Genomic DNA, 14946 nt, shown 5'->3' on the forward strand with positions numbered 1-14946 from the left:
TATGGATAAACTTCTAATAAAATTAATCAATTCTTTTGGAGTTAGTGGTAAAGAAGATGAAGTGAGGGAAGTAATAAAGGAACGTTTAAATGAAATCAATCAAGATATGTATGAAGATGATATAGGTAATGTAATAGTAAAATTAGGTTCTGGTGAAACTAAAATAATGTTGTGTACTCATATGGACTCTGTGGGATTTATAGTAAACCATATAGATGATGATGGCATGATAAGGGTGGACAACATAGGAAATTTTAAAAAGGAAGATATATCCCATAGTTTCATAAGGTTTGATAATGGAACCTTAGGAAAAATATATACTTCCGAAGAAGGCGAATTTGTAGATATAGGCGTGAATGAAAAGGAAGATGCTTTAAAAAAGGTAAATGAAGGGGATATGGCATCTCTTGTAGGACCGTATTTAAGTGTAGGTGACAATAATGTTATAAGCCCACTTTTACATAATAAGGTAGGATGTTATATACTTTTAAAGCTTATAGAATATGTAAAAGTAGAAAATGCAGAGCTTGATTTCGTATTTGCATCTCAAGGTGAAATAGGAGGAATAGGTGCCAGAATTGTTGCAAATAATATAAATCCTGATTACTGCATAATAGTTGGTACTGAAAATGCTACAAATGCAGAAGAAAGAAAAAACAACATAAATATAGATGAAGGGCCAGTAATTAAAATTATGGATAGTTCACTTATAATGCATAAAGATATAAAAGAGATGTTAGAAAATTGTGCTAAAAGATCAGAAATAAATTTACAATACAGCATAAGTACAGGTAAATCTGAAGGGGAATTAGTACATAAAGAGAGAATTGGAATAAGAACCGGAGAAATCGCAGTACCATGTAGATACAAGTATTCCACATCTGAAATGGTATCAATAAATGATATAGAAGATACTATAAAAGTATTAAAGCAACTGGAAAACTTTAAGGAAATAATATAGTAAAAAGAATCTATCTTGTAAAGATACGCCCTTTATAAAAAATAGCTTCTATGATAAATTATCATAAAAGCTATTTTTTATAGAGTTTTTTACAATATATAATTAGTAAAAAGGAACTTTAAATACTACTTAGAGTGTTTTTTAATTTTTCCCAGTCATTTTCATACATAAGTTTGAAAGAATCATTTCTATTATAAGTTAACGCAGATGGATGATACATGGGAAATATATCCTTTTTTAAATCTTCATTAAAATAGACTTTACCGTGGCATTCACCTATAGAGTTAAATTCAGTAAATCTTTTTAAAGGAGTATTTCCTAAAGTTACAATTATTTTAGGATTAACTAGTTCAATTTCTCTATTTAGTATATCTTTAAATAGTTCAATTTCAGAAGTTTTAGGAGGCCTGTTACTTATAGTTTTCCTCCCACTTTTACCTTGGTTTATTTTTATTGGTCTTAAAAAGCAAGTGTTAGTTATTCTAATATTTTCTCTTTGTAAACCTATGGAGTTTAGGTAACTTTCAAAGGTCTTTCCTGCCATTCCCACAAAAGGTTTACCTTGTTCTACCTCAGTTTTGCCCGGAGCTTCACCTATGAATAATATATTACAGGGAATAGGTCCATTACCAAAAATGTATCCGCCAGTAGGCGTTGCATCATATCCATCACATATTTTTTTTATTTTTTCTATAAGCTCTTCTTTATCATTCATAAAAGAAGTCCCTCCTTTAAACTATCAACGTCAATTATATTTTAGCATATAAATAACTTTTAAATACATTTTCAATTAAGTATAGGTTAAATTATTGATATAATGTGTGCATACTCAAATTGTATGCATACATTTTGAAAAACACATAGTCGATGATATAATTCTAACTAAAATTGTTTAAGAGGTGATTTTTGTGGAAGCTCCATATATAATGACGCCTGGGCCTACAGAAGTTAGAGATAATGTTAGGTTTGCCAGAAGTGAAAGATGTACAAATCCTGACTTAGATATTCAATTTTATGATTTTTATAAAGATATTTGTGAAGATATAGCTAAATTTTTAAATACTAAAAATCAGGTTAGAATATTAAGCGGAGAAGGAATACTTGGTCTTGAAGCAGCTTGTGCTTCTCTTACGGAAGAAGGAGATAGAGTACTTGTAATTGATAATGGTATATATGGTGAAGGGTTTGCTGATTTTGTAAAACTTTATGACGGAGAAGTAGTGTTTTTTAAAGGAAATAGAAAAAGAGAAATAGATGTGGATGAACTGAAGAAATTTTTAGATAAGGATAGTAACTTTAAGTATGCTACAGTTGTCCATTGCGATACCCCTTCAGGAATGTTAAATAACATATCAAAAATATGCCCTATGCTTAAGGAAAAAGGAATATTAACTGTAGTAGATAGTGTATCTGCTATGGGAGGGGAAAAGTTAGAAGTAGATAATTGGAATATAGATATAGTGGTAGGTGGATCACAAAAGTGTATTTCTGCACCTCCAGGACTTACAATAATAAGTATAAGCCAGGATGCCTTTGAAGCTATGAAAAATAGGAAAAAGCAAATAAGGTCTTTTTATTGTAACTTATTAATTTGGGAGAATTACTATGAAGAAAAGTGGTTTCCATATACGCCTCCTATAAGTGATATAGTTGGGCTTAAAGCGGCGGTGGATAATATTTTAGAAGATAAAGATATTTTGAAAAGACATAGCCAAATAGGTAAAAGTGTTAGGATAGCAGTTAAAGAAGCAGGATTAAATCTTTATAATGAAAATGGATATTCAAATACAGTTACAGCTATTGAAGTTCCAGAAGGAATAGATGAATCTAAGCTTAGAAAATATATGGTAGATAATTTTAATGTTTTAATAGCAGGATCTTTTGGATATTTACAAGGTAGAGTAGTAAGAATAGGGCATATGGGTGAAAATGCAAAGAAAGATATGGTGAGTTATACTTTATATTCTTTACAAAAATCTCTAGAAAATTTTGAATTTTACTGCCAGTGTGATATGGCTAATTGCTTTTTAAAGAATGTTGAAAACCTTGAATAATAAAAAATGATAATTTTATCTAGTGGCTCCTATTTTATTTAGGTGGGAGCATTAGATTGGCTACATATTTGGATAATGTACTTTAAGTGCTAAAAAATTAGGAAGACCGTTAATAAGCATTAGGTATGTGATACCAAGAGCTCTGGTTATTTTGTTATATTAAAAAACAACATAACCTAGTGTGTCAGTATAAGAATACTTAAGAAATAAGTATTATGGTGTATATATTATAAGATAATTTTGTATAATGGTGATATTTTTCAATTATGTATATAGGTAATGTGTTAGAATAGCAACTGTCGTCATCAAGCGAAGACATTAATTTGAGAATATCAATTGTAATGTCTCACGCAATTCAAAATTAAGTTTTGAAAAAAGATGTTGACAAAACAAGAAATGGATGATATACTATAAAAGCTGTCGAAGTGAGGCGGCAAAATGATCCTTGAAAATTAAACAGAGGAAGATATAAGTACAACTTATTTAGAATAAACCAGCAATTCTTTTGAGCTGCGAGAGCAGCTAAAAAAGTAATTTCGTAATAAGAAGAGTCAATACAAACTTTTAAATTAAGAGTTTGATCCTGGCTCAGGACGAACGCTGGCGGCGTGCTTAACACATGCAAGTCGAGCGATGAAGCTCCTTCGGGAGTGGATTAGCGGCGGACGGGTGAGTAACACGTGGGTAACCTACCTCAAAGAGGGGGATAGCCTCCCGAAAGGGAGATTAATACCGCATAATAATCAATTTTCACATGAAAACTGATTTAAAGGAGTAATCCGCTTTGAGATGGACCCGCGGCGCATTAGCTAGTTGGTAGGGTAACGGCCTACCAAGGCGACGATGCGTAGCCGACCTGAGAGGGTGATCGGCCACATTGGAACTGAGAGACGGTCCAGACTCCTACGGGAGGCAGCAGTGGGGAATATTGCACAATGGGCGAAAGCCTGATGCAGCAACGCCGCGTGAGTGAAGAAGGTTTTCGGATTGTAAAGCTCTGTCTTTGGGGACGATAATGACGGTACCCAAGGAGGAAGCCACGGCTAACTACGTGCCAGCAGCCGCGGTAATACGTAGGTGGCGAGCGTTGTCCGGAATTACTGGGCGTAAAGAGTGCGTAGGCGGATATTTAAGTGAGATGTGAAATACCCGGGCTTAACCCGGGCACTGCATTTCAAACTGGGTATCTGGAGTGCGGGAGAGGAGAATGGAATTCCTAGTGTAGCGGTGAAATGCGTAGAGATTAGGAAGAACACCAGTGGCGAAGGCGATTCTCTGGACCGTAACTGACGCTGAGGCACGAAAGCGTGGGTAGCAAACAGGATTAGATACCCTGGTAGTCCACGCCGTAAACGATGAGTACTAGGTGTAGGAGGTATCGACCCCTTCTGTGCCGCAGTAAACACAATAAGTACTCCGCCTGGGAAGTACGATCGCAAGATTAAAACTCAAAGGAATTGACGGGGGCCCGCACAAGCAGCGGAGCATGTGGTTTAATTCGAAGCAACGCGAAGAACCTTACCTGGACTTGACATACCCTGAATATCTTAGAGATAAGAGAAGCCCTTCGGGGCAGGGATACAGGTGGTGCATGGTTGTCGTCAGCTCGTGTCGTGAGATGTTAGGTTAAGTCCTGCAACGAGCGCAACCCCTGTTGTTAGTTGCTAACATTTAGTTGAGCACTCTAGCAAGACTGCCGCGGTTAACGCGGAGGAAGGTGGGGATGACGTCAAATCATCATGCCCCTTATGTCCAGGGCAACACACGTGCTACAATGGGCAGTACAGAGAGAAGCAAGACCGCAAGGTGGAGCAAACCTCAAAAACTGCCCCCAGTTCGGATTGCAGGCTGAAACTCGCCTGCATGAAGTTGGAGTTGCTAGTAATCGCGAATCAGAATGTCGCGGTGAATACGTTCCCGGGCCTTGTACACACCGCCCGTCACACCATGAGAGCTGGCAACACCCGAAGTCCGTAGTCTAACTTAGGAGGACGCGGCCGAAGGTGGGGTTAGTAATTGGGGTGAAGTCGTAACAAGGTAGCCGTAGGAGAACCTGCGGCTGGATCACCTCCTTTCTAGGGAGTCGAAAGATAGAGTATAATCTATCTTATAAATTGATGGTTTAAGTAAGTTAGAAAATCTACTCTGTTTAATTTTGAAGGATCATAGATTCTTCTTTCAATTTACAATGTAAATTGAAAAATTGTCCTTTGAAAATTGCACAGTAAATAAGAAATAAAGTAAAGCTAAGGTTATAATATAACCTTTGTAGATGATACAAAGAAAATTGGCAGTAACGAGTACAGCAAGGAAAAGACCGAATGAGGAGCGGAGTTTACTTATGTAAATGAGCACCGGAATGAGGTATTTGACGAAGCTGGACGAAGTTAATGACGATTTTCGATAATGAAAGGTCAAGCTACAAAGGGCGCATGGAGGATGCCTTGGCACCAGGAGCCTAAGAAGGACGCGATAAGCTGCGAAAAGCTCTGGGTAGGCGCAAATAGCCAGAGAACCAGAGATATCCGAATGGGGAAACCCACCTAGATAACACTAGGTACTGCAGACTGAATACATAGGTTTGTAGAGGCAAACCCGGGGAACTGAAACATCTAAGTACCCGGAGGAAGAGAAAGAAACATCGATTTTCTAAGTAGCGGCGAGCGAAAGGGAAAGAGCCCAAACCAGGAACTTGTTCCTGGGGTTGCGGATAGATTATAAATACTGTGAAGTGCTAATTGAAGAGAGCTGGAAGGCTCTGCCGGAGAAGGTAAAAGCCCTGTAAATGAAAGCAAAGAACAGTCAGATCTAATCCAGAGTACCACGAGACACGAGAAACCTTGTGGGAAACAGGGAGGACCACCTCCCAAGGCTAAATACTACCTGGTGACCGATAGAGAAGGAGTACCGTGAGGGAAAGGTGAAAAGAACCCCGGGAGGGGAGTGAAATAGAACCTGAAACCGTGTGTCCACAAACAGTCGAAGTACGTAAAGTACGACGGCGTGCTTTTTGTAGAACGAGCCAGCGAGTTACGATGTGCAGCAAGGTTAAGTACTTAAGGTACGGAGCCGGAGGGAAACCGAGTCTGAAAAGGGCGCGAAGTTGTATGTTGTAGACCCGAAACCGAGTGACCTATCCATGGCCAGGTTGAAGCGGAAGTAAAATTCCGTGGAGGACCGAACCACGTTGGTGTTGAAAAACCATGGGATGAGCTGTGGATAGCGGAGAAATTCCAATCGAACTCGGAGATAGCTGGTTCTCCTCGAAATAGCTTTAGGGCTAGCGTCGGAAATGAGTAATGGAGGTAGAGCACTGAATGGGGTAGGGGCTGACAACAGTTACTGAACCTTATCAAACTCCGAATGCCATATACTTGAATTCCGGCAGTCAGACTGCGAATGATAAGATCCGTGGTCAAAAGGGAAACAGCCCAGACCACCAGCTAAGGTCCCAAAGTGTAAGTTAAGTGGGAAAGGATGTGTGATTTCTAAGACAACTAGGATGTTGGCTCAGAAGCAGCCACTCATTTAAAGAGTGCGTAATAGCTCACTAGTCAAGAGATCATGCGCCGAAAATGTCCGGGGCTAAAACTTACCACCGAAGCTGTGGACTCGAAAGAGTGGTAGAGGAGCATCCTGTATGAGTAGAAGTCGTACCGGAAGGAACGGTGGATTGTACAGGAGAGAGAATGCTGGCATAAGTAGCGAGAAATAAGTGAGAATCTTATTGGTCGAAAACCTAAGGTTTCCTGGGGAAGGTTCGTCCGCCCAGGGTAAGTCGGGACCTAAGCCGAGGCCGAAAGGCGTAGGTGATGGACAATCGGTTGAAATTCCGATACCGCATAAAAGCGTTTGACAAAAGGGATGACGCAGGAGGATAAGGTGTGCATACAATTGGATGTATGTCTAAGCACCGAGTCAGGTATACCAGGAAAATCCGGTATATCAATGATGAGGTGTTATGGGGAACCCGTAAGGGGAAGTACCTGATTTCACGCTGCCAAGAAAAGTCTCTATGGAGTTTTTATGTGCCCGTACCGCAAACCGACACAGGTAGGTGAGGAGAGAATCCTAAGACCATCGGAAGAATTGTTGTTAAGGAACTAGGCAAATTAACCCCGTAACTTAGGGAGAAGGGGAGCCACGCAAGTGGCCGCAGAGAAAAGGCTCAAGCAACTGTTTATCAAAAACACAGGTTTCTGCTAAAGCGAAAGCTGAAGTATAGGAGCTGACGCCTGCCCGGTGCTGGAAGGTTAAGGGGAAGACTAAGCGTAAGCGAAGGTCAGAACTTAAGCCCCAGTAAACGGCGGCCGTAACTATAACGGTCCTAAGGTAGCGAAATTCCTTGTCGGGTAAGTTCCGACCCGCACGAATGGCGTAATGATTTGAGCACTGTCTCGACAACAAATCCGGCGAAATTGAAGTGCAAGTGAAGATGCTTGCTACCCGCGATTGGACGGAAAGACCCCGTAGAGCTTTACTGCAGTTTAGCACTGAATTTCGGTATTGTCTGTACAGGATAGGTGGGAGACTAGGAAGTAGTGGCGCCAGCCATTACAGAGTCGATGTTGGGATACCACCCTGACAGTACTGGGATTCTAACCGGGCTCCATGAAACTGGAGACGGGACAATGTTAGGCGGGCAGTTTGACTGGGGCGGTCGCCTCCTAAAAAGTAACGGAGGCGTACAAAGGTTCCCTCAGAAGGGTTAGAAATTCTTCGAAGAGTGCAAAGGCAGAAGGGAGCTTGACTGCGACACAAACAAGTGGAGCAGGGACGAAAGTCGGGCTTAGTGATCCGGTGGTACCTCGTGGGAGGGCCATCGCTCAACGGATAAAAGCTACCTCGGGGATAACAGGCTGATCTCCCCCAAGAGTTCACATCGACGGGGAGGTTTGGCACCTCGATGTCGGCTCGTCGCATCCTGGGGCTGAAGTAGGTCCCAAGGGTTGGGCTGTTCGCCCATTAAAGCGGCACGCGAGCTGGGTTCAGAACGTCGTGAGACAGTTCGGTCCCTATCCGTCGCGGGCGCAGGAAATTTGAGAGGAGCTGTCCTTAGTACGAGAGGACCGGGATGGACCGACCGCTGGTGAACCAGTTGTTCCGCCAGGAGCATAGCTGGGTAGCCAAGTTGGGAAGGGATAAACGCTGAAAGCATCTAAGTGTGAAGCCCACCTCAAGATAAGATTTCCCATAGCGTAAGCTAGTAAGACCCCTCGAAGAACACGAGGAGATAGGTCAGAGGTGTAAGCAGGGTAACTTGCTAAGCTGACTGATACTAATAGGTCGAGGGCTTGACCAAATAAAAAGCGAAAGAAAAAAGTTTACTGTGCAATTTTGAGAGGACAGAAACAATTGAGAATTGATAGTTGACAATTTACAATTGTTATGACCTTAAAAAAGCAATATAAAAGAAAATTGGTAGTAACGAGTACAGCGAGGAAAATGATGAACGAGGAGCGGAACTTACTAAAGTAATTGAGCACCGGAGTGAGTTGTTTGACGAAGCTGGACGAAGTTAATAACAATTTTCGATAATAAAATCTGGTGGTAATGACGTGAAGGTAACACCCCTTTCCATACCGAACAGGAAGGTTAAGCTTCAGGGTGCCGATGGTACTGCAGGGGAGGCCCTGTGGGAGAATAGGTCGCTGCCAGGTAAGTTTTTTGGCCAGATAGCTCAGTCGGTAGAGCAGAGGACTGAAAATCCTCGTGTCCCTGGTTCGATTCCTGGTCTGGCCACCAAAAGTTTCAGATATAATCTGAAACTTTTTTTATTTTATATAGAAAAAATAATTGAACTATGTAATAATTAAGTATAAAATATAAAAATATTAAGGAGAAACTTATATGCAAAATGATGTGTTAGCAATTGTAAATGGAATGGAAATAAAAGAAAGCGATCTTAAAGAAGCAATTAATAGATTTCCACAAGATAAGAGAAATCAATTAAATACGGCTGAAGGTAAGAAATATTTACTTAATGAGATGGTATTTTTTGAATTAGCATATAGTTACGCTAAAGACGAAAACTTAGAAAAAGATGATGAGTATTTAAAGATGCTGGAATCTGCTAAAAAAGAAATATTAACTCAAATAGCTATATCTAAAGTTATGAATAAGGTTAATGTAACGGATAAAGAAAGTCAGGATTATTATGAAGCTAATAAAGATATGTATAAAAAGCCTGAAAGAGTAAAAGCAAAGCATATATTAGTAGATAGTGTAGAAAAAGCTAAGAAAATTTCAAAAGAAATTTCAGAAGGTATGTCCTTTGAGGAAGCTGCACAAAAATATTCAACTTGTCCATCTAAGGCTCAAGGTGGCAACTTAGGTGAATTTGCTAGAGGACAAATGGTTCCAGAATTTGAGAACGCTGCATTTAGTTTAGATATAGGCGTAGTTAGTGAACCTGTAAAAACTCAATTTGGATACCATCTTATAAAAGTGGAAGAGAAAATAGAACCTTCTATAGCATCTTATGACGAAGTAAAGAACGCTATTAAGAATGGATTATTACAAGAAAGACAGAAATATCAGTATTCAAAATTTAATAAAGAATTGAGAAGTAAATATAAAGTTGAAATGAAGTAATACGACTAGTGTAATAACAATACCACAAGGTATCAATGGACATAGGTTTGTGTAAAAACAAAATCTATGTCCATTATTTTTATACAATTTGTTGGTAGTTAGTGGAAATTACTTTTAAATTAAACTAAAGTGGTATGTGATATTATAGTATTTTCTTTTATTTGCAGGTAATATAATGTCACCGAAATTTTTATAATGAATTGCATCAGGTAATGTCTGCGGTTCCAAAGCTATTCCCATATTGGAAACCAATTTTTGATTTTGCACTTTCCAAGTGTCATCTTTAATATTAAGAGTATAAACGATTAGGGCATTACGGTCTGATTCAATGTCTAAGCGTCTACATGTATCATGATTAATTAAAGTAGCAATATTTTTACCATTTACATTAAAGGGATGGTCAAAGCCATTGAGTCCCGATTCATTTTGCAAATATTTAATTGCATCTTCCAAATTTTTAGGTTGCTGGAAATCAAAAGGTGTTCCAGCAACTTCTTTTAAAGTACCAGTTGGTAATAAGTCTTCATTAATTTCAGCATAACGGGATGCACTAATTTGTAGTGTATGACTTGAGAACAACTTTGTAATGTCATTATTTAAGTTGAAGTATGAATGTACTGTAGGATTAAAAAGTGTATCTTTATTGCTTAATCCACTAAAAGTGATTAATAAATCATTATTGTTATTAAGTGTATATTTAACTTCTACATTTAATGTCCCAGGAAATCCATCTTCTTCGGTAGATATAGTTCTATAAAAAAGTACACTAGAGGCTTCTTCAGAATCTTCTGTGTTACTATTCCATATAAGAGAATTGAAACCATAAGTGCCACCATGAAGTGTATTTTCACCTTCATTTTTAGGAACATTATAGGAGATACCTTTAATTTTAAAAGAGCCATTAGCTATGCGACCAGCTACTGGCCCTATAGCTGCTCCTAGAAACATTTTTCTATCTTTTATATAACTATCTAAGTTGTCAAAGCCTAACAAAACATTTGAAAAGTTGCCTAACTTATCTGGTACAACAATTTCTGTTAAAGTAGCTCCGTGGGAGATACAGGAAACTTTCATACCATGTTTATTAGTCATTGTATATTTGTAAATGTTGGTTCCTTTGAAAGAACCAAAAACACTTTTTTCTATCATTGTATATACTCCTTTAATACTAAATTTTATAAGATAAAAAATTTAGATATGCTTAATTATTTGTGTTATGATAAAATTAAATAATAGGCACACCTTTATTTAATTAATTATTTTGTAGTTTCTCTTATAATATCTCTTAAATTTGTATTATGATCTATAATAACTGATTCTAAATTAACCATTCGGGCCCAATCATATACTTGTTCAACTGTTAATCCTAGAGTAAGAACAGTATGATGACCACCACCAGCATAAATCCAAGCTTTTACACCATCATCAAAGTTTGGCTCAGGCTTCCATACCATCTTAGCTACAGGAAGTTCAGGAGTATCCTCTGCAGGTTCTACAGCATTTACTTCACTGATTATCAAACGATAATGTGTTCCAAGATCTAGCATTGTCATTGAAGTACCTTTACCAGTAGATCCATTGAATATCAAACGAGCAGGATCTTCACGATCACCTATTCCTAATGGTTTTACCACAACTCTAGGCTTGTCAGATGCAAATGTTGGATCAACTTCCAACATATGAGCGCCTAAGATTTCCTCATTACCTTCACTTAATTCATAAGTATAATCTTCCATAAATCCTGTCTTTTTATTGTTTGTCATGATTTTTATAAGTCTACTTAAAGCAGCAGTTTTCCAATCACCTTCTCCTGCGAAACCATATCCTTCAGCATTTAAACGCTGAACTGCAAGTCCAGGTAACTGTTTCATACCATATAAATCTTCGAAATTTGTTGTAAATGCAGTATAGTCTCCTGCTTCTAAGAAATGACGCAGTCCAATTTCAATTCTAATTTGTTCTTTTACTTGATTCTCATAGAATTTAGGGTCATTTTCTCCTACATCCATAATATAAATCTTTTTAAATTCTTCATAAGTATCATCAATGTCTTTTTGGGAAACTTTATGCATTTCAGCAACTAAATCACCAATTCCGAAGTAATCTACTGTCCATCCAAACTGAATTTGAGCTTCAATCTTATCACCTTCAGTAACAGCAACGTTACGCATGTTATCGCCAAAACGTGCAACTTTGATATCTTGACTTAAAATATAGCCTACAGCTACATTCATCCAATCTGCAATTTGTTTTTGAACATTTTCCTTTTTCCAATGGCCTACAACAATTTTATTATGTTTTTTTAATCTAGCATTAATAAAACCATATTCTCTATCACCATGAGCACTTTGATGTAAATTCATATAGTCCATATCAATTGTTTTCCAAGGAATATGTTCGTAAAATTGTGTTGCTAGATGAAGTAATGGTTTTTGTAATAATTTAGTACCAGCAATCCACATTTTAGCTGGTGAGAATGTATGCATCCATGTAATAACACCAGCTACATTATCATTGTAGTTTACTTCCTTCATAAGTTTTGTTATTTGACTGGCAGAAGTTGCAAGAGATTTAAATACAATAGGATAAGGTAATTTGCCACTCTTATTTAAAGTATTTGCAATTTCCATAGAATGTTCTTTTACCTCTGCTAGTGCCTCTTCACCATATAAATGTTGGCTGCCTACAATAAACCAAAATTCCATTTTTTTATTTTTTAACATATTAAGTACTCCCCTCATTTTTACTTATTATTTTGACCGTAATAAGCATTTTTACCATGCTTACGTTTAAAGTGTTTGTCCAATAAAATTTGATCCATTCTAATGTTATGAGGATTTAGTTGAATAGCATGATATGCAATCTTTGCAACTTCCTCTAGAACAACTGCGTTATGAACTGCATTTTTAGGATTGGTTCCCCAAGTAAATGGACCATGATCATTTACAAGAACTCCAGGTATATCATTTGGATTAATACTATTGTTCTTGAATATTTTAACAATTACATCTCCTGTCTGCTTCTCATAATCTGTGACTATTTCATCTTTAGTCATCTTTGGTGTTACAGGAATATCTCCGTAGAAATAATCTCCATGTGTAGTACCAGCTGCAGGAATGCAAATACCTGCTTGAGCAAAAGATACGGCCCAAGGAGAATGGGTGTGTACAATGCCTAAGATGTCAGGGAAGTTTCTATATAATACTAAGTGAGTTGCTGTGTCACTCGAGGGATTTAAATCTCCTTCAATTACTTTCCCATTAAGATCTACAACGACCATATCATTTGCTTTCATTTTTGTATATTCAACACCACTAGGCTTAATAACTACAAGACCTTGACTGCGGTCAATTCCACTTACGTTGCCCCATGTAAATGTTACCATATGGTATTTTGGTAACATCAAATTAGCCTCGAGTACTTTTTCTTTTAAATCTTCTAACATGAGCTAACCTTCTTTCACTAATAAGATAAATTGTTTTAGTTTCAGCAATTTCTTAAAACAATGTAATTATAAATAATTAAAAGTTAATTTTAAATATTGTCTTAATTGTTTCTAACTTATTCATCTAGATTAAATAATCCACTGCAGCTTGTTCAATAGGAATTCCATTTTTATAACGTTTCATAAATTGTTCAAAACCTTTAACGTCTTTTGCTTCAGGTTTTACTTCATCAGCTACATAACCAGCAAAAACCTTCTTAGATAAAAACTCTGCTAGTGTGGAATTGCCTTCCTTATTATTCAAATAACTAGCTAATAGTGCAATTCCCCATGCACCGCCTTCACCTGCAGTTTCCATAACTGATACTGGTGTATTTACTGCAGCTGCAACTGCTTCTTGTCCTACAATAGGTGTCTTGAATAATCCACCATGACCAAGTAACTTGTCAAGCTTTACGCCTTCATCTTTTAGGAGAATGTCCATTCCAATTTTCAATGCTCCTAGTGAAGTAAAGAGATGTGCTTTCATAAAGTTTGGTAGATTGAAATTACTTTTTGGTTTTCGTACAATTAGAGGTCTACCTTCCGAAACACCTGTGATATTTTCGCCTGCAAAATAGTTATATGCAAGAATTCCTCCACAATCAGGATCACCTAGAAATGCTTGAGTATAGAGTCCCATATAAAGAAGATCTCTTGGAATGTTGACATTTATTGCTTCGGCAAATTCATGAAAGATATTAACCCATGCGTCTATATCAGAATAACCATTATTTGCATGGACCATTCCAACTAAGTCTCCTGTAGGTGTTGTTACCATATCAATCTCTGGATGAACCTTCTTAAGTGGATTCTCAAGGACTACCATTGCAAAAATTGATGTGCCTGCAGATATATTTCCTGTACGTGGTGCAACTGAATTTGTAGCAACCATTCCTGTACCTGCATCTCCTTCAGGTGGACATAGTGGAATACCACTTTGAAGATTTCCACTCACATCAAGTTTATTGGCTCCTTCTGGAATTAAGACGCCAGCATTTTCCCCGGCTAGTAAGACTTTTGGTAAAAGCTTCTCTACATTCAATGAATACTTTTCAACTTCTGGCAAGTGATTGAATGTTTCTAACATATGGTTATCATAATTATGAGTATTCATATCAATTGGAAACATTCCTGATGCATCACAAATACCCAAAACCTTTTTACCTGTTAATTGCCAATGAATATAACCAGCTAAAGTAGTTATAAAATCAAGCTTTTCAATATGAGGTTCTTTACGGAGAATAGCCTGATATAAATGAGCTATGCTCCATCTCTCAGGAATATTGAACTGAAATGATTCTGTTAACTTCTTCGATGCTTCTTCTGTCATGGTATTACGCCATGTCCTAAATGGAACAAGTAGGTTGCCTTGTTTATCGAAGGCCATATATCCATGCATCATTGCTGAAAAACCAATTGAACCAATTTTTGAAAGTGTGACACCATATTTTTCTTTTACTTCAGCAAAAAGTTTTTGATAACTATATTGTAATCCTTTCCAGATTTCTTCTAGTGAGTAGGTCCAAATACCATCTTTTAAGCTTGTCTCCCATTCAAAGCTGCCACTAGCTAATGGAGAAAAATCGTTTCCAATGAGAACAGCTTTAATACGAGTAGAACCAAATTCTATCCCTAATGATGTTTTGCCATTTTGAATTTCTTTTATTTTATTCTTATTTATAGTCAATAGAATTACCTCCCCTTACAATAATAGTAAACGGTTTTTTATGATAAATATATCATTTGTATACGTACATGTCAATAAATATATAAAAAAAGATACGTACGTATTTTAAATGTATTTAGATAATTACTTGCTAGGCAATTATTTTTAATAATGATATTATCGG

The 14946-nt window shown here is 37.4% G+C and carries 8 protein-coding genes, 1 tRNA gene and 3 rRNA genes; 7 read left to right on the forward strand and 5 right to left on the reverse strand.

The window, feature by feature from the left end:
- Position 1: 1 nt before the first annotated feature.
- Positions 2-961: a M42 family peptidase gene (locus DMR38_RS00475; RefSeq protein ID WP_127719501.1), complete on the forward strand. Its 960-nt coding sequence runs from the start codon at positions 2-4 to the stop codon at positions 959-961.
- A 118-nt stretch (positions 962-1079) separates the two neighbouring features.
- Here the strand turns inward: DMR38_RS00475 and DMR38_RS00480 are convergent, their stop codons facing one another.
- Positions 1080-1676 carry a uracil-DNA glycosylase gene (locus DMR38_RS00480; RefSeq protein ID WP_127719502.1) on the reverse strand — a complete coding sequence of 199 codons (597 nt, stop codon included), beginning with the start codon at positions 1674-1676 and terminating at the stop codon, positions 1080-1082.
- Positions 1677-1869: 193 nt separating this feature from the next.
- Here DMR38_RS00480 and DMR38_RS00485 point away from each other — a divergent pair, with 193 nt between their 5' ends.
- From DMR38_RS00485 to DMR38_RS00510, 6 genes are all read left to right on the forward strand, one after another.
- Positions 1870-3015, forward strand: coding sequence for an alanine--glyoxylate aminotransferase family protein (locus DMR38_RS00485; RefSeq protein ID WP_127719503.1), 1146 nt, complete (start codon positions 1870-1872; stop codon positions 3013-3015).
- A gap of 565 nt (positions 3016-3580) precedes the next feature.
- A 16S ribosomal RNA gene (locus DMR38_RS00490) occupies positions 3581-5090 on the forward strand.
- 337 nt (positions 5091-5427) lie between these two features.
- Positions 5428-8317, forward strand: a 23S ribosomal RNA gene (locus DMR38_RS00495).
- A 241-nt stretch (positions 8318-8558) separates the two neighbouring features.
- Positions 8559-8675 (forward strand): 5S ribosomal RNA (rrf, locus tag DMR38_RS00500).
- Together the 16S, 23S and 5S rRNA genes with 1 tRNA gene alongside form the textbook arrangement of a ribosomal RNA operon.
- 9 nt (positions 8676-8684) lie before the next feature.
- Positions 8685-8760 (forward strand) — tRNA-Phe (locus DMR38_RS00505).
- A gap of 105 nt (positions 8761-8865) precedes the next feature.
- Entirely contained in the window at positions 8866-9609 is a 744-nt protein-coding gene (locus DMR38_RS00510; protein WP_127719504.1) for a peptidylprolyl isomerase, read from the forward strand.
- 114 nt (positions 9610-9723) lie between these two features.
- Here DMR38_RS00510 and DMR38_RS00515 read toward each other — a convergent pair whose 3' ends face one another.
- The 4 genes from DMR38_RS00515 to DMR38_RS00530 form a co-directional block, all read right to left on the reverse strand.
- Positions 9724-10758, reverse strand: coding sequence for an aldose epimerase family protein (locus DMR38_RS00515; protein WP_127719505.1), 1035 nt, complete (start codon positions 10756-10758; stop codon positions 9724-9726).
- A gap of 107 nt (positions 10759-10865) precedes the next feature.
- Positions 10866-12332 (reverse strand): L-arabinose isomerase, encoded by a 1467-nt coding sequence (gene araA, locus DMR38_RS00520; protein WP_127719506.1) that lies wholly within the window; start codon positions 12330-12332, stop codon positions 10866-10868.
- A 20-nt stretch (positions 12333-12352) separates the two neighbouring features.
- Entirely contained in the window at positions 12353-13054 is a 702-nt protein-coding gene (locus DMR38_RS00525) for an L-ribulose-5-phosphate 4-epimerase (RefSeq protein ID WP_127719507.1), read from the reverse strand.
- 124 nt (positions 13055-13178) lie between these two features.
- Entirely contained in the window at positions 13179-14783 is a 1605-nt protein-coding gene (locus tag DMR38_RS00530; protein ID WP_127719508.1) for an FGGY-family carbohydrate kinase, read from the reverse strand.
- Between the last annotated feature and the right edge of the window lie 163 nt (positions 14784-14946).

The sequence above is a fragment of the Clostridium sp. AWRP genome (genome assembly GCF_004006395.2).
Taxonomy (GTDB): domain Bacteria; phylum Bacillota; class Clostridia; order Clostridiales; family Clostridiaceae; genus Clostridium_B.

Bases quoted from the DNA above. Each gene is read 5' to 3' on its own strand.
- DMR38_RS00480 (WP_127719502.1), bottom strand. From the start codon at position 1,676: ATGAATGATAAAGAAGAGCTTATAGAAAAAATAAAAAAAATATGTGAT.
- DMR38_RS00510 (WP_127719504.1), top strand. From the start codon at position 8,866: ATGCAAAATGATGTGTTAGCAATTGTAAATGGAATGGAAATAAAAGAA.
- DMR38_RS00525 (WP_127719507.1), bottom strand. From the start codon at position 13,054: ATGTTAGAAGATTTAAAAGAAAAAGTACTCGAGGCTAATTTGATGTTA.
- DMR38_RS00515 (WP_127719505.1), bottom strand. From the start codon at position 10,758: ATGATAGAAAAAAGTGTTTTTGGTTCTTTCAAAGGAACCAACATTTAC.
- araA (WP_127719506.1), bottom strand. From the start codon at position 12,332: ATGTTAAAAAATAAAAAAATGGAATTTTGGTTTATTGTAGGCAGCCAA.
- DMR38_RS00475 (WP_127719501.1), top strand. From the start codon at position 2: ATGGATAAACTTCTAATAAAATTAATCAATTCTTTTGGAGTTAGTGGT.